Genomic DNA, 14,354 nt, shown 5'->3' on the forward strand with positions numbered 1-14,354 from the left:
CTAACAACATTAAGTTCAGTTAGTAGCAGTGATTGCCCAGTGAAGGGCATAATAAAAATACTGGAATCACTCTAATCGTGGGGATTCTATGAATAACATAAATAAACTATTTAGCTAACTCGTTGTAGCTTTATTTATCGAAAGCATTGTATTGGGCTTTGTATACCAGTCATTTCTTTCTGCCTTTTTAATTGGCTTACCAGCGATGTTAGTTCCACTGTACTTTTTAAACAGCGCGCCTAATTCAGCATTAACAAGGCATGTTTGTGCTATGGCAGTTATGATTTTTGCCGCGCTACACATCCACCAAACTTATGGCTTGATTGAAGTCCACTTTGAAATCTTTATTTTGATGGCTTTCCTGATCGCGTTCCAAGATTGGCGTATTTTTATTACGGCTATTAGTTGTGTAGCTATTCATCATTTTGCGTTTTACTTTATGCAGTCAAGCAATGCTGGTGTGTATATTTTTGACGAAGACAGGCTTGCCTTTACAACCGTCTTGATTCATGCGGTTTATGCCATAACCGAAGCTTTCATTGCAGGTTATATGGCAAAATCAATGGCCAAAGAAAGTGCCACAGGCCATGAACTTTGCGACGTAACGGAAAAGCTGACAGCAGATGAGCAAGCGATTGATTTATCAATGCACACCAGTGGTAATAACAAAACACTGGCAAGCTTTAATGGCTTATTAAAAGTGATATCTGAACTTATCAGCCACGCACAAATGCAAGTGATGGAGCTAACTCAGAATGCCAGTAATTTAGTGAGCGCAAAGAAAGAATTGGAACAATCGTCACGCCAACGCCAACAAGAAACTGAGATGATCGCCACTGCTGCAGAAGAAATGGCTGTTACCGTGCAATCAATTGCTCAAGAGAGCAACCAGCTAAGCGATCAAATGCAGTCTGCTAACGCTAGTACGCAATCCACTAACGACGATATTTCTGGTATCAACCAACAAACTGAAGCATTAACCACTGCTCTGCAACAAACCAATGATCACGTTGTTGAATTGGCAAACTCAACAGAAGCGATTGCAACGGTGTTGTCAGAAATCACGGGGATTGCTGATCAAACCAACCTGCTAGCACTTAACGCAGCGATTGAAGCGGCACGTGCCGGTGAACAAGGTCGCGGCTTCGCAGTAGTTGCTGATGAAGTGCGTGCCTTAGCTAATCGCACCAAAGAAAGTACCGACAAAATCAGTGAAACACTTAACTTGCTCAAAGGCTATTCACAGTCAACCACTGACGCGATGGCTTCAAGTATAGATATCGTCCAATCAGTCATTGATAAAACTCATACTGCGCGCGACCAAATCGCGGAAGTTGCCAACATGGTTGAGCAAGCCAGTGCGATATCAATGAGTGTTGCTGCAGCCGTGGAAGAGCAATCATCAACAACTGATGGTATTGCGCAAAGTGCTGAAACCCTGCGTGCAACCGCACAACAAGATCAGGAAAAAATTCTGCTACTAGCGAACGAAGCGCTATCTGTTGACCATGTGGCTAAGTCACTGGCTGACTGCATCACGCGCTTTAAGTAAACGCTGGTGTTAACAAAGGCTCAGTGCAGGTCAAGTGATTAGGTTTGCAAACAAGGCTTTTAGCAAAAAGTGACCATTAAAAAACGTCAGATAATCATAGTGATAAGCTGGGTGCTTATCACTATGATCAGCTTCGCGTACTTGATCAACCAGCGAGTGGTAGAGTTTGACCCAAATCGTTCCTTAGTCGCCCTATCCCATCAAGAAGTGTTAGCTAACTGGCAGAAAGCACCTGAGTTTAATGCAAGTGAACGTGCCATCGTTCACTTCAAGCAAGAGGGCTGTCACTGCAATGCGGTTAGCGAACGGCACATTAATGCCATTAACAAACAAGCGCTAAGTGACAACTTTGCCATTGAGCAGCTAACACTTAAAGGGCAACTTCAAGCCCTTGTACCATCAACACCCGCAGTAGCAATTATTGATAAAGGACAGTTGGTGTACTTTGGGCCTTATGGCGAAGGTATCGCATGTTCGCAAACCAATGGCTTTGCCCAAACGGTGTTGAGCAATCTACAAAAAGGCTATGCCGCGAATCTAGTTGTCAGTGATGCTAAAGGCTGTTATTGCCAAACCTAAACGCAAGCTCGGCATCATAGCTAAAGTATTGGCTTTTAATTGTTTGAGAAGTGCATCGCTGAATTAAAGCAAATACAGGTTCCAAATCTTCATAAGGCTCAGGCAGCCAGCACTTTGCTTTAAAGTCATCATATACTTGGCGAAATGGTGTTAGCGATAGCTCGCTTTCATCGACCATAATTTGTGAAAAGTCTTCTGATTTAATCACAATATAGAGCAAGTCTACCTTGTCACTTTGCTCAACAAAAACAGAGTCCCAAAAGTAGCCTTTTTGTGACATTTCATCACGAGGGTGCTTAATATTTTCTCGCATATAAGCCACTAACCTATCTAAATCTGCTTTCGATCCCGCTTTCAGCTTTATTTTTAATAGCTTAGATTCCACCGCTCTTGCTCAATATTTTGCGAACTAACTTAGACACATAAAACGCAACCGTAACGCCGATAAAGAAATACAGGGCAACGAGGTAAGTGTGATAGCTTGCCACATAGATCTCTTGATTAGCTAATAGACACTGCCCTGTTTCATAACTAAAGGCACCGCCTTTATTCAAACAATCATCTACGATTGTAAAATTAACGAGGAGAGCGATCACGATCACGCTGGCGATCACGCCAATAAAATGGGGAATAGTGTTTTTATTCATAAAGTCGAAAATTACTGGTTTACTTAAACGAAGGTACTACAATTTTTACTTGAGCTAAACAGTGATGATTAATCGATGGTAGCGTTTTTATCAGCAATATCGCGACCCTGTAATACAAGATAATAGAAAGCGAAATAACCTAACCAAGAAGCAACAAACGCTGATAAAAACCATATTAATTTATCTGCGCCTCGCGCTCTTTTGGACATCAACGCCAGCACCCAAGGAGCAACTGTTAACAAGAGCAACAGAACAAAAATGATAATTGGCGAAATAATTAATTCACCCAAGATAAATTCCTTTTTACTTAGGGCGTGTTGATCTTTCGAGATTGAATTTTGTTCAATCTAAACGCTTTCTGATCGCGGTGCTCGCTTTGTCGCATAGTCGTTCTCGGCTTTATCTCCTGAGTCGCTCTACCTCCTGCATCCATGCAGTCGTATGTAAAATGCGAGCAACAATGAGCAGGAAGCGTTTAGATGAACACCATCTATTAAAACAAAAGGGCAGCGTCTGTTTGAATTTTCTACTGTGTTGGCACTTATTTATGGAGAATGACTACACTGCACAAGTGCCGCCTTGTATAAAACCCAAACAGACTGCTGCAAAAACAACCCTGAAAGATCAACACGCCCTAATTTTTAATTCATTTTATATTTCACCTAATAGCTGTAAAGCACACAGATGAATAGTGTCCCAGCATATCGCCCACTAGGCTGACTGTAAACCGTATTTGCTTACCAAGGTTTCCTGTTTACTTGGCAAAATATTGATCTCCTCTAATTTTTGCCCTGTGATGGCAACCAAGCGTTTATCCATCACCTTAAACCACAGCCACGGAATAAAAGCGACAATATACATACCAAAATAACCGTTGGGCAGTGAGGGTAAATCTTCAAAATGTCTTAGTGACTGATAGCTGCGCGCGGCATTGGCATGATGGTCTGAATGCCTCTGTAAATGAAACAACGCCCAGTTTGAAAAAATATGATTACTGTTCCAACTGTGTTTCGGTTGCGGCTTTTCATAACGACCCGAAGCCAACTTTTTACGTTTAAGACCATAGTGCTCAATATAATTTGCCGTTGTTAATTGCCACATTGACCAAAATGCAGCGATTAACAAATAAGGGATGACTGAAACACCTAGCCAAACCGCCATCGCCAAATAACAGCTGATGGTCATCAGCATGGTTTGAATAAACTCATTTTTCAGCGTCCAAGGTGATAGCCCTTTTTTAATCAACCGCTCATGCTCAACACGATAAGCACGTAAAAAGCCACCTGGTAATTCTCTAAGTGCAAACCGATAAATACTCTCGCCCATTTTTGCCGAAGCTGGATCTTCAGGCGTCGCCACGTGTTTGTGATGACCGCGATTATGCTCAATAAAAAAATGACCATACGCCGCCGGCGCCAACACGATTTTCGACATCCACCGATCGAACTTGTAACGCTTGTGCCCTAATTCGTGGCCTATGTTTAAGCCATGACCGCCAATATAGCCAGAGAGCAAAGCCGCTGCTAAATAGCCGGAGGGTGATAGCTCATGATGCGCAACAAACCAACCTAAAAAAATAAAGGTGGCGATAACGAGTGGCACGTGCAGCAAGGTGATAATGCGATAATAATTATCAGCTTCAAGCTTGGGTATTACTGACTCTGGAGGGTTACTGGTATCTTCTCCCATGAGAAAATCCATTAATGGAAAAGCAAGATACCAAATAGGCAAGAAAACCCATAAATACCACTCACTTTCATAGCGCAAAAATAGCAAGGGACCAACCACCGCAATAAGCGGTGTTAGCAAGGAAAGTAACCACATATAGCGTTTTTTATCGATATACACTTCGCCGTTATCGGCAACAAAAGTGTGTCTAAGGTTCATACCCTACTCTCTTATCGAGTTATTTTTATCATTGCACTATAAAACACCATTTCTGCTCACAAAATAACCGTTGAAATTCACGCGTAATCGTCATATTTTGTCAATTTGATGACAAATAATACGAAATTATCAAAGCATTCATGCTGTCGAAAAAGCAAATAAGGAGCTTGGGTAATGACAAGCGATATCAATAAACTAGACAGTGAAAATTGGTGGCTACAGCCATCAATACACCCAAGCTATGCCAGAATTTTATGCGCCTACATTAAAAATAATGGCTTTGCTATCGATCGCTTGTTTCTCGGCAGTACCCTCAACTGGCAGACATTGCTAGAACAGCAACGCTTTATCAGTTTTGAGCAGTTTAGGCGTATTGTGTTAAATGCGCTGGCCATCATGAAAAAGCCTTGGCTTGGCCTTGAAGTGGCGCGTTTGCTGCCAATTTCAGTGCATGGGTCATTAGGTTATGGTGCAGTTACTGCGCCAACAGTAAAAAGTGCCTTTAAACTCATTGAACAAGCAATGGCAACACGTATTACTTTGTATAATTTTGAGTATCAACACACAGATTTTGGCGCACGATTCACCATACGTGAATCGTCACCATTGCAAGAACTTACGCAAGTGATGTATCCCATGTTGCTCGGCTCATTCTGCGACATAGTTGAAAAAACGACAGGTAAAAAAGCAGCAAATATTCCAGTGTCCTTGCCATATGTAGAACCCGAGTGGTCAGCGAAATATTATGAGCTCTTTCCCGAATTTAATTACACATTTAGCAGCGAGCATTTTTTTGTCGAAATACCCCAACAATTGCTAAATACCCACTCACTTACCGCAGATGACTACGCCTATCGCAACGCACTACGTGAATGCCATCAGTTAATTGCGATACGTGAGCAAGGGGGTGACTTTTCTGAGCGCATTAAAAACCATTTATTTAGCGTTAGCCCGCTTTACAGCTCACAAGCACAAGCCGCTAAAGCGATGGGGGTATCAGTGAGTACTTTGATCAGAAAGCTAAAAAGTGAACATACCAGCTTTCAAGCGCTGCTCAACGAAGTAAGAGCAGAGCTGGCTTGCTGGCAATTGCAAAATAGTGAAACGTCAATTGAATCCATCGCCGAAGCCGTTGGGTTTATCGATACTTCCAACTTTGCGCGAGTATTTAAAGGTTGGATGGGTTGTACGCCATCACAATTTCGGCGACAGCATGTCAATTAGTGTATTGCTGGTATTAAGCTGCGCCAGCCATTTTATAGAGAAAGAAGAAAAAACCACCAAAGAACATAATCGCCAATATCACTATAATCGTTAATGTTTTTGACTGTGCCATAGATTCAAACAAACCAACCTCTGTCTGCATTCTTATTAAGTCCATTGGATCGTTAGACTCTTTCAACTTTGGTTTATTCTCAGTTTTGTGATTTGTTTTATTCGATTGATTGCTCACTTTACTCTCCATTGCCCATAAAAATTGCTCATAAGAATTGCTCATAAGATAAAAGTCGATAGCTATGATTTCCATATTCATTTCTTATTATGCGTTAAGTGATTAATTTTCAAAGCCTAAGTTTCATTAAAAAATGAGTAAGTCCACAAAGTACAATTATCGCTTGAAGAACTTGAAACTTTACAAAGGTTGTAAAACCTAATTTACAGATGAAAATACAGGCTAAACTTCACCCACTTCCACTTAGTAACAATTGTTACTAGTATCAAAGCACAACTTTATTTTGCGTTATTCTCGTCAATGCAACCGCTAGATTTAACTGACTTCTTTCCTTATCAATTATCAATTTTACAAAGCCACGTCAGTGATCACGTCGGCGCTTACTATCGAAAAGCATTTGGCATGAGTCGCAACGAATGGCGAATACTGGCGGTATTGGCAATGCACAGTAGCGAAGATAACAAGTCAAAAGTTTCGGCAAAAGACATTTGTGCTTTTACCCAATTAGCAAAAATGCCTGTAAGCCGTGCGCTAAAACAATTAGAAGCAGCCAAGCTTGTTACACGTCGGCAAAGTACCAGCGATATGCGTTTTACCCACTTTACCCTGACAGGTAAAGGCCTTGAACGTTATCAAGCTATCGTGCCTGAGGTCCGATATGCCCAGCAGCAAATTTTGCAACTGCTTACTGAACAAGAGCAAAAACAGTTAACAACGCTCACTAAAAAGCTTTTGGCAAAAATGCAAACAGAGCTAACCGCTCTATAGCGACAAAAACAAAACTACAAACAAAATCGAAAACAAAAACAACAAATCGCTGATTCATCAAAAAAGTAATAAATAAGCTAGCAGTTAAACAGACTGCTAGCTGCGGGGAACTAGATGGAAACAACAATGAACAAGTCAAAACAGGAGCATAAGGAGCTGACTTATCTATGCGGCTTTGGCAACGAACATGAAACCGAGGCTTTGCCTGGTGCATTACCCAAAGGACAGTTTAGTCCGCAAAAGGTCAAATACGGTTTGTATGCGGAGCAATTTAACAGCACGGCGTTTACTGCGCCGCGCGATAAAAACCGCCGCACATGGACCTATCGCATTCGCCCTTCTATCGCCATGGGCGATTTTACGCCCATTGACAATGGCTTGATTCGCACCGCGCCAATCACTGAAGTGGCAGCCCCACCCAATGTGATGCGCTGGGATGCGCTACCAATGCCCAGTGAACCAACGGATTTTATTGATGGCTTAACGACGATTGCCGCCAATGGCGATGCTAATACGCAAACAGGTATTGGTATTCATGTGTATTGCGCGAACGCCAATATGGACAAGCGCTTTTTCTACAATGCTGATGGTGAGCTTCTAATTGTTCCCCAGCAAGGGCAATTGCTGGCTTATACCGAGCTAGGCAAGTTGCTAGTCAAACCCGGTGAAATCCTCGTTATTCCGCGCGGTATTAAATTTAAAATCACACTTCCAGAGGGTAATGCCCGCGGCTATATTTGTGAAAATTACGGTGCGCCGCTTGAGCTTCCTGAGCGCGGTCCTGTGGGGGCTAACGGTTACGCCAACGAGCGAGACTTTGAGTACCCCATAGCTTGGTTTGAAGATATTGACGATAACTTTGAGTTAGTGGCGAAGTTTGCAGGTAACTTATTTAGTGCCAACCTCGATCATTCCCCGCTAGACGTTGTCGCTTGGGTGGGTAATTCAGCTCCCTACAAATACGACTTAGCCAAGTTTAATACCATCAATACCGTTAGCTATGATCATCCTGATCCGTCGATATTTACCGTGTTAACTTCACCGTCTGGCACCGCCGGCACGGCTAATGTTGATTTTGTTATCTTTCCGCCGCGCTGGATGGTAGCTGAGGATACCTTCCGACCGCCCTACTATCACCGCAATATTATGAGCGAGTTTATGGGGCTAATTGAAGGTGTTTACGACGCCAAAGAAAAAGGCTTTGAGCCTGGCGGCATGAGTTTACACAATTGCATGACACCCCACGGCCCAGAGGCAGATGTTTTCGAGGCTGCATCTAACGCCAAACTTGAACCCAAACGTTATGAAAACACCTTGGCTTTTATGTTTGAGTCGCGCTATGTCATTACACCGACTAAATTTGCGTTGGCAACGCCTGCCAAACAAAACGATTACTTAGACTGCTGGCAAGGACTGAAAAAGTTCTACACAGGCCAAGCTTAATCTTGATTTATAGATAAACAAATACAAATTAATCATCAGAGCACACTGAGAACAAACAGAGCAGAAAATGAACCAATTAAACGAAACACATGATATTGCGTTAACCAGTTGGGTTGAAGCCGCGAATAGCGACGGTACCGACTTTCCAATTCAAAACTTACCATTTGCCAGTTTTAGAACATCAGGTACAGACCAAGCCTATCGCGGAGGCGTTGCCATTGGTGATCAGATTGTTGACCTTGCGGCATTAGCAGAGCTGGATATCTTCTCTGGGCTTGCTCAACAGTCACTAGTTGCTGCGGCGAAACCGCAACTTAACGAGTTTATGGAGATGGGCAAAACCGCTTGGAGCGCGTTGCGTTTAGCACTTTCAAAAGCCCTACGCTCGGGTGCCAGCGAGCAAAGCCAAGTGGAAGCCTGTTTAGTCGCTCAGCAAGATGCTCAGTACCAGCTGCCTTGTCATATTCACGACTACACCGATTTCTACTCGTCTATTCACCATGCAACCGCGGTTGGCTCGTTATTTAGACCAGATAACCCATTGCTGCCAAACTATAAATGGGTGCCTATTGGTTATCACGGCCGTGCATCAAGCATTGATGTAAGTGGCCAAACCTTCCCTCGCCCGTGTGGACAAACCAAAGCCCCTGATGCCACAGAGCCAAGCTTCGGCCCTTGTAGACGCCTAGATTACGAAGTGGAAATGGGGATTTTTATCGGCCAAGGTAATCAGCTTGGCGAGCGCATAAGCATCAACAACGCCGAAGATCATGTATTTGGCCTTTGTTTGTTTAACGATTGGTCAGCACGCGACATTCAAGCATGGGAATACCAGCCACTAGGACCATTTTTAGCGAAAAGCTTTGCATCAACTATTTCACCATGGATTGTAACCACAGAAGCATTAGCACCGTTTCGTGAAGCATTCACTAGAAACGAAGCAGATCCGCAGCCAATGGAGTATTTAACCTCTGTGCAAAACTCAGCGGCAGGCCAATTTAATGTCACACTTGATTGTCTATTAAAAACGTCAAATTCAGCCGAAGAAAACCATGTGTCGACGTCTAATTTTAAACATTCTTATTGGACAGTAGCGCAGATGGTAGCGCACCACAGCGTCAACGGTTGTAACCTGCAAGCCGGCGACTTGTTAGGTACTGGTACCCAATCTGGCCCTGAAAAAGCAGAAGCTGGCTCATTACTGGAATTAACGCATGGTGGCAAACAACCAATCACCTTAGCCAATGGCGAGTCTCGCACTTTCTTGGAAGATGGCGATACCGTCATTATGCGTGGTTACTGTGTAAAAACTGGCGCGAAGCGCATTGGTTTTGGTGAAGTAAGCAGTACGATACTTCCTGCAAGAACGCCAGCAAAAGTGCCTGCATAAGCGCCAGCAAAACGTTAACTTTTTGTCAGCACATAGCGAAGGATGTTCCCATGGAGCTTTATTCTTATTTTCGTTCATCGGCAGCGTATCGACTGCGAATTGCACTCAATGTTAAAGGCATTAGCTATCAACAAGTGCCAGTTAACTTGCTAAAAGGCGAGCACAAATCAGCAGACTACTTGGCACTGAATCCGCAAGGGCTAGTGCCTAGCCTAAAAACCGATAATGACGAAATGCTCAGCCAGTCGCCAGCGATTCTGGAGTGGTTAGAAGAAACCTTTCCTGGCACACCACTATTGCCCATTAGTGCACTGGAGCGCGCAACTGTGCGCAGTTGGTGTAACCAAATCGCTTGCGATATTCACCCAATTTGCAACTTGCGTGTACTTAACTATGTTGCTGACGAGCTCGGTGGTGGCAGCGAAGGAAAATTGGCTTGGCTGCACCACTGGATAACCACGGGCTTTAGTGCGTTAGAACCCCAGCTTGTAGATAACCAGAACAAGCACAAAGGTAACTTTTGTTTTGGTGAACAGCTCACTCTAGCTGATATCTATTTGATACCACAGGTATTTAATGCGCTTCGATTTGACGTCGATATGACTGCGTTTCCACGTATTATGGCGATTTACCAGCATTGTAATACGTTACCTGCGTTTATTGATGCGCAACCAGCCAATCAGCCTGATGCAGGCTAGGATTATTGAAAGGTATAGCGCTGGCAAAACTGTATAAAGTTTGTCAGCGCGGTTTGACTATCATTCACATCACTCAAATTTTGGTCTTCAAAGCCTTTATTTTTAAAAACACTGTCTTTAAACACACAATGAACACTTGAGCGCATGCTGTTATCAGGCAGGTTAAGTGCGATCAGTTCACCCTTTGCAAGTTCTTTGGCAGCCGACACTTTGCTTAGCGCAGCAATGCCCATATTTAATGCCACACATGCTTTTATCGTTTCGATGCTGACAAACTCACTGACGGCCGAGGTATTATAAGCGCCAGCACTAATCAACAGCCGTTCGAATTGATTGCGGTAACAACAACCTTTTTCTGTCAGTAATAAATGTTGCTTGGCAAGTTCATGTACCTCGACGTTTGCTTTTGCTGCTAAGGGGTGACTGTTAGCACAAACCAACACGATTTCTTCCTGCTGAAACGTATGCACAGCCAAGCCTTGACGCTGAAAAGGCGCTTCTAGAATAAAAGCGACATCTAAATTTTGTGTTAGTAGTTCGTTTTTCAACTTCGCTGGGGGTGTTGGCTGAATAGCGAAACGCGCATTAGGGTTTTCTAGGCTGTATTCTTTTAACAGCTTAGGAAGGTAGTAGGTAATAACCGTTTCATGCCCACCAATTTTAATCGGCTCTGCTAACGGCACATTTTGCACGGCAGCTCTTGCCTCATCGCGAAGTGAAAATAATTTTTGCGTATAATCAAACAGTTGAAGTCCCGATTGACTAAGCGCCACACCTCTGCCGTTACGTACGAATAACTGAACATTAAGCTCACTTTCAAGTGCTTTGATTTGATTAGTCACCGCTGATTGCACATAACCGAGTTGCTCTGCCGCTTCACTAAAATTCAGGGTGCGCGCTGCACATTGGAAGGTTCTTAGCTTCTTAAAATCCATCGTTTTTTAAATCCATAGCTTTTTAAAGGCACAGTTTTTTACAGACCTAGTTCATAAAGATAACAAATTCATAATTTTTGATATCTAAATTCATTAACTATCATTTTACATGAACACATGAACTAGCCAAAATTCACTCGCATCTGAATTAACTGCTTATCATTTTTTAGAAATTACGAGAGAAACTCTGTGCCTATACCCCATAAATACTTACCCAATACTTCATACTTACCTTACTTGGCGATTGCGCTGGTTGGGCTGGTTTGGGGCAGTAATTTTATTTTTATGAAACTTGCTGCCAGTCATATCAACCCAATGCAAATTGTCTTGGTTAGAGTACTGTTTGGTTTTCTCCCTATTGCCCTGTTTGCAGCTAGCCAAAAAGTGCTGAAATTTTCAGATCTTAAACACGTGCCACACTTTATTGTCATGGGTTTGCTGGCAACAGTTATCTACTATTTTGGCTTTGCCAAAGGTACATCGTTATTGAGCTCAGGCATCGCTGGGGCTATTAGTGGTGCTATTCCTTTATTTACCCTTTGCACAGCGTTGTTTGCCCTGAAAGAAGAAAAAGTCACTCTTGGCAAGCTGTGTGGTGCAATGCTCGGCTTTATTGGCGTTGTCGTGCTCGCGCGACCTTTTAACGCTCAACTTGCTTCGGCAACAGGCGCTATTTATATGGTATTAGGTTCAATCAGTGTGGGAGTGTCATTTGTTTATGCCAAACGCTTTATCACTCCTTTAAAGCTATCGGCACTTGCGCTAACCACTTATCAGCTAGGGGCTGGTTTAATTATCTTATGCTTCACTACTGATTTTGAGGGAATCGGCAACATAGCTAACGATACCAACGTTTTACTCACCACCTTTATTGGATTAGGTTTATTTGGCACAGGTATCGCCTACCTTTGCTACTACTTTATTATTGAAAAATTAGGGGCGTTGGTAGCATCCTCTGTCACTTACATTCCTCCTGTTGTGGCACTGGCTATCGGTGCTGTAATTGTTGGAGAAAATATTGAAGTGAGAGACTATGCTGCCACTGGATTAATCTTGTTAGCCGTTACTATTATTAGCATTTCGAATAAACGAGAGGCTGCCCGTTAGCCTCTTAGAATCTGCTGATATCTTTCATTAAAATGATCGGCAATCCAATTCATTAACGCTTGTACTCGGGTAAGTTGGTGCCTAATTGGTGGGCATACCAGTGAAATATCAGTTTGCTCTGACCACTCTGGCAACACTTCCACTAAACGCCCTTGTTCGATATCTGCTTGACAGTAAACATCAGCTAAACGCGTAATACCTAAACCACTAATGGCGGCATTATGCATTACCCGGCCACTAACTATTTTTATCCCTTTATCAATATGAATAACACTTTGCTGATCGCCACGTTTCATTACCCAGTTATCGACAGAGCCATAAATTAAAGGCAATTTCTGTAAATCTTCTGGGTTACTAATTTCAGGGTATTGCGCTAAGAATTCAGGGCTTGCGATGTATCGTGTGGTGAGTGCGCAAATTTTACGTGCTATTAAGGTTGAATCTGGCAGTGAGCCCATACGCAAAACTAAATCATAGTGGTCTTCAATCAGGCCGACTCTAACACTAGAAAAATCTAAATTTACTTGCACTTCAGGGTGCGCCTGCTGAAAGCTCAACACTAACGGGGCGATTAACTCTTCGCCTAACAAACCACCAACTGAGTTCATGCGAATTTTACCTTTGAGCTCATCTGTTGATTGCGACGCCCACTCTGCAGCACCATCAAGCTCACTCATCGCCCGCTTACAACGTTGATAGTAGCCTTCGCCTACTTCCGTTAGCCTTAACTGCCTAGTGGTGCGATGCAATAGTTGCACACTTAAGCTACGCTCTAATTCAGTTACCAACTGGCTCAAATTCGCTTTTGAAAAGCCAGAGACTTCCGCCGCTGTTGTAAAGCTGCCATGTTCCGCAACGAATAAAAATGCACGAATGCCTCGCCAAGAAATATTGTTCATCTAATCCTAACAATGTTTTCAAATTACCTATATTTATCATTATAAAGGGAAAGGCTATATTTCTCACACTGTTGTCGAGTTGTGAAATACAACAAACCTTTTTTGACCGTGTTGAGGAAAAAATTATGACGAAATCACTTATCGTAATTACAGGCGCAAGTTCGGGTATTGGTGCTGCAATGGCAAAGCGCTTTTCAGCTGCAGGACACTCATTGTTATTGGTTGCGCGTCGTATTGAAAAAATTGAAGCTCTTGGACTACCCAATGCGATGTGTCGACAAGTTGATGTTACGGACGCTGAAGCCTTCAAGGCCGCAATCAAAGAGGCCGAAGCAAAATTTGGCGCGGTTGATTGCCTAATTAACAACGCTGGCCTAATGATGCTAGGCCAAATTGATACTCAAGACCCTAGCGAATGGCAACGTATGTACGATGTTAACGTAATGGCGCTGTTAAATGGTATGCAAGCTGTACTAGCCGATATGAAGGCTCGTAATCACGGTACCATTATGAATATCAGTTCAATTGCGGGTAAGAAATCATTCCCAAATCACGCAGCCTACGTGGGTACTAAATTCGCAGTTTCAGCGATTACTGAAAATGTTAGAGAAGAAGTCGCGGATACGGGTGTTCGTGTTATGGCAATTTGCCCTGGCGCAGTTGAAACAGAGCTTCTAGGTCACACCAGTGATCAAGAAATTATCGACGGTTACCAAGCTTGGAAAGACGCAATGGGTGGCGTATTGCACGCTGACGATATCGCTCGTACTGCTGAATTTATGTATGCTCAGCCACAAGGCGTTAATATTCGCGACGTTGTGATCACCGCAACACGTCAGCAGCCTTAATCTGTAACCATAGTCAGAAGCCTTTATCAGAAACCACTGTAGGCTTAAACAATAGGCTTAAAACAATACCTCAAAAAAGCCTGTCGCATGCATTGCTTGCGACAGGCTTATTGCTATTTGATGCTGTACACCAACTCGCTCATCTGGC

The 14,354-nt window shown here is 43.1% G+C and carries 16 protein-coding genes; 9 read left to right on the plus strand and 7 right to left on the minus strand.

What is annotated here, in order from left to right:
- Nucleotides 1-271: 271 nt before the first annotated feature.
- Nucleotides 272-1,552: a methyl-accepting chemotaxis protein gene (locus tag DXX92_RS11210; RefSeq protein WP_181901746.1), complete on the plus strand. Its 1,281-nt coding sequence runs from the start codon at nucleotides 272-274 to the stop codon at nucleotides 1,550-1,552.
- 123 nt (nucleotides 1,553-1,675) lie between these two features.
- Entirely contained in the window at nucleotides 1,676-2,131 is a 456-nt protein-coding gene (locus tag DXX92_RS11215; RefSeq protein ID WP_147301953.1) for a DUF6436 domain-containing protein, read from the plus strand.
- On the opposite strand, the gene DXX92_RS11220 is transcribed toward DXX92_RS11215, so the two are convergent.
- The 4 genes from DXX92_RS11220 to DXX92_RS11235 all read right to left on the minus strand — a co-directional run bounded on the left by DXX92_RS11220 (nucleotide 2,106) and on the right by DXX92_RS11235 (nucleotide 4,665).
- Nucleotides 2,106-2,516: a DUF6176 family protein gene (locus tag DXX92_RS11220; RefSeq protein WP_220347648.1), complete on the minus strand. Its 411-nt coding sequence runs from the start codon at nucleotides 2,514-2,516 to the stop codon at nucleotides 2,106-2,108. The genes DXX92_RS11215 and DXX92_RS11220 overlap by 26 nt on opposite strands.
- The gene (locus tag DXX92_RS11225) at nucleotides 2,506-2,778 is read right to left on the minus strand and encodes a hypothetical protein (RefSeq protein WP_116000524.1); all 273 of its coding nucleotides are present in this window, start codon (nucleotides 2,776-2,778) and stop codon (nucleotides 2,506-2,508) included. Before DXX92_RS11225 ends, DXX92_RS11220 begins: the two co-directional genes overlap by 11 nt.
- Before the next feature lie 68 nt (nucleotides 2,779-2,846).
- Nucleotides 2,847-3,068, minus strand: coding sequence for a hypothetical protein (locus tag DXX92_RS11230; protein ID WP_116000525.1), 222 nt, complete (start codon nucleotides 3,066-3,068; stop codon nucleotides 2,847-2,849).
- 421 nt (nucleotides 3,069-3,489) lie between these two features.
- Nucleotides 3,490-4,665 carry an alkane 1-monooxygenase gene (locus DXX92_RS11235; RefSeq protein ID WP_116000526.1) on the minus strand — a complete coding sequence of 392 codons (1,176 nt, stop codon included), beginning with the start codon at nucleotides 4,663-4,665 and terminating at the stop codon, nucleotides 3,490-3,492.
- 174 nt (nucleotides 4,666-4,839) lie between these two features.
- Between DXX92_RS11235 and DXX92_RS11240 the strand changes: the two genes are divergently transcribed.
- Nucleotides 4,840-5,889 carry an AraC family transcriptional regulator gene (locus tag DXX92_RS11240; protein WP_116000527.1) on the plus strand — a complete coding sequence of 350 codons (1,050 nt, stop codon included), beginning with the start codon at nucleotides 4,840-4,842 and terminating at the stop codon, nucleotides 5,887-5,889.
- Between the two features lie 13 nt (nucleotides 5,890-5,902).
- Here the strand turns inward: DXX92_RS11240 and DXX92_RS11245 are convergent, their stop codons facing one another.
- Nucleotides 5,903-6,193 carry a hypothetical protein gene (locus DXX92_RS11245; protein WP_116000528.1) on the minus strand — a complete coding sequence of 97 codons (291 nt, stop codon included), beginning with the start codon at nucleotides 6,191-6,193 and terminating at the stop codon, nucleotides 5,903-5,905.
- A 225-nt stretch (nucleotides 6,194-6,418) separates the two neighbouring features.
- Between DXX92_RS11245 and DXX92_RS11250 the strand changes: the two genes are divergently transcribed.
- From DXX92_RS11250 to maiA, 4 genes are all read left to right on the plus strand, one after another.
- Nucleotides 6,419-6,886: a MarR family winged helix-turn-helix transcriptional regulator gene (locus DXX92_RS11250; RefSeq protein ID WP_116000529.1), complete on the plus strand. Its 468-nt coding sequence runs from the start codon at nucleotides 6,419-6,421 to the stop codon at nucleotides 6,884-6,886.
- A 126-nt stretch (nucleotides 6,887-7,012) separates the two neighbouring features.
- Nucleotides 7,013-8,329 (plus strand): homogentisate 1,2-dioxygenase, encoded by a 1,317-nt coding sequence (gene hmgA / locus DXX92_RS11255; RefSeq protein WP_116002396.1) that lies wholly within the window; start codon nucleotides 7,013-7,015, stop codon nucleotides 8,327-8,329.
- A 67-nt stretch (nucleotides 8,330-8,396) separates the two neighbouring features.
- Nucleotides 8,397-9,719, plus strand: a complete 1,323-nt coding sequence (gene fahA, locus DXX92_RS11260; RefSeq protein ID WP_116000530.1) for a fumarylacetoacetase — start codon at nucleotides 8,397-8,399, stop codon at nucleotides 9,717-9,719.
- 50 nt (nucleotides 9,720-9,769) lie between these two features.
- Nucleotides 9,770-10,417: a maleylacetoacetate isomerase gene (maiA, locus tag DXX92_RS11265; RefSeq protein ID WP_116000531.1), complete on the plus strand. Its 648-nt coding sequence runs from the start codon at nucleotides 9,770-9,772 to the stop codon at nucleotides 10,415-10,417.
- Nucleotides 10,418-10,419: 2 nt separating this feature from the next.
- On the opposite strand, the gene DXX92_RS11270 is transcribed toward maiA, so the two are convergent.
- Entirely contained in the window at nucleotides 10,420-11,352 is a 933-nt protein-coding gene (locus DXX92_RS11270; RefSeq protein WP_116000532.1) for a LysR family transcriptional regulator, read from the minus strand.
- Nucleotides 11,353-11,541: 189 nt separating this feature from the next.
- Between DXX92_RS11270 and DXX92_RS11275 the strand changes: the two genes are divergently transcribed.
- On the plus strand, nucleotides 11,542-12,459 hold the full coding sequence (locus DXX92_RS11275; protein WP_220347649.1) for a DMT family transporter: 918 nt from the start codon (nucleotides 11,542-11,544) through the stop codon (nucleotides 12,457-12,459).
- Here the strand turns inward: DXX92_RS11275 and DXX92_RS11280 are convergent.
- Nucleotides 12,456-13,358 (minus strand): LysR family transcriptional regulator, encoded by a 903-nt coding sequence (locus DXX92_RS11280; protein ID WP_116000534.1) that lies wholly within the window; start codon nucleotides 13,356-13,358, stop codon nucleotides 12,456-12,458. The genes DXX92_RS11275 and DXX92_RS11280 overlap by 4 nt on opposite strands.
- A 125-nt stretch (nucleotides 13,359-13,483) precedes the next feature.
- Between DXX92_RS11280 and DXX92_RS11285 the strand changes: the two genes are divergently transcribed.
- Complete coding sequence (locus DXX92_RS11285; protein WP_116000535.1) at nucleotides 13,484-14,206, plus strand: SDR family oxidoreductase; 723 nt, start codon at nucleotides 13,484-13,486, stop codon at nucleotides 14,204-14,206.
- Nucleotides 14,207-14,354: the final 148 nt, after the last annotated feature.

The organism is Thalassotalea euphylliae, assembly GCF_003390395.1.
GTDB classification, from domain to species: Bacteria; Pseudomonadota; Gammaproteobacteria; order Enterobacterales; family Alteromonadaceae; genus Thalassotalea_F; species Thalassotalea_F euphylliae_C.

What these genes read in the sequence shown, in the direction of transcription:
- DXX92_RS11215 (WP_147301953.1), top strand. Translation starts at nt 1,676, where the DNA reads ATGATCAGCTTCGCGTACTTGATCAACCAGCGAGTGGTAGAGTTTGAC.
- maiA (WP_116000531.1), top strand. Translation starts at nt 9,770, where the DNA reads ATGGAGCTTTATTCTTATTTTCGTTCATCGGCAGCGTATCGACTGCGA.
- DXX92_RS11270 (WP_116000532.1), bottom strand. Translation starts at nt 11,352, where the DNA reads ATGGATTTTAAGAAGCTAAGAACCTTCCAATGTGCAGCGCGCACCCTG.
- DXX92_RS11285 (WP_116000535.1), top strand. Translation starts at nt 13,484, where the DNA reads ATGACGAAATCACTTATCGTAATTACAGGCGCAAGTTCGGGTATTGGT.
- DXX92_RS11240 (WP_116000527.1), top strand. Translation starts at nt 4,840, where the DNA reads ATGACAAGCGATATCAATAAACTAGACAGTGAAAATTGGTGGCTACAG.
- DXX92_RS11245 (WP_116000528.1), bottom strand. Translation starts at nt 6,193, where the DNA reads ATGGAAATCATAGCTATCGACTTTTATCTTATGAGCAATTCTTATGAG.
- fahA (WP_116000530.1), top strand. Translation starts at nt 8,397, where the DNA reads ATGAACCAATTAAACGAAACACATGATATTGCGTTAACCAGTTGGGTT.
- DXX92_RS11210 (WP_181901746.1), top strand. Translation starts at nt 272, where the DNA reads ATGGCAGTTATGATTTTTGCCGCGCTACACATCCACCAAACTTATGGC.
- hmgA (WP_116002396.1), top strand. Translation starts at nt 7,013, where the DNA reads ATGAACAAGTCAAAACAGGAGCATAAGGAGCTGACTTATCTATGCGGC.
- DXX92_RS11235 (WP_116000526.1), bottom strand. Translation starts at nt 4,665, where the DNA reads ATGAACCTTAGACACACTTTTGTTGCCGATAACGGCGAAGTGTATATC.
- DXX92_RS11280 (WP_116000534.1), bottom strand. Translation starts at nt 13,358, where the DNA reads ATGAACAATATTTCTTGGCGAGGCATTCGTGCATTTTTATTCGTTGCG.
- DXX92_RS11225 (WP_116000524.1), bottom strand. Translation starts at nt 2,778, where the DNA reads ATGAATAAAAACACTATTCCCCATTTTATTGGCGTGATCGCCAGCGTG.
- DXX92_RS11250 (WP_116000529.1), top strand. Translation starts at nt 6,419, where the DNA reads ATGCAACCGCTAGATTTAACTGACTTCTTTCCTTATCAATTATCAATT.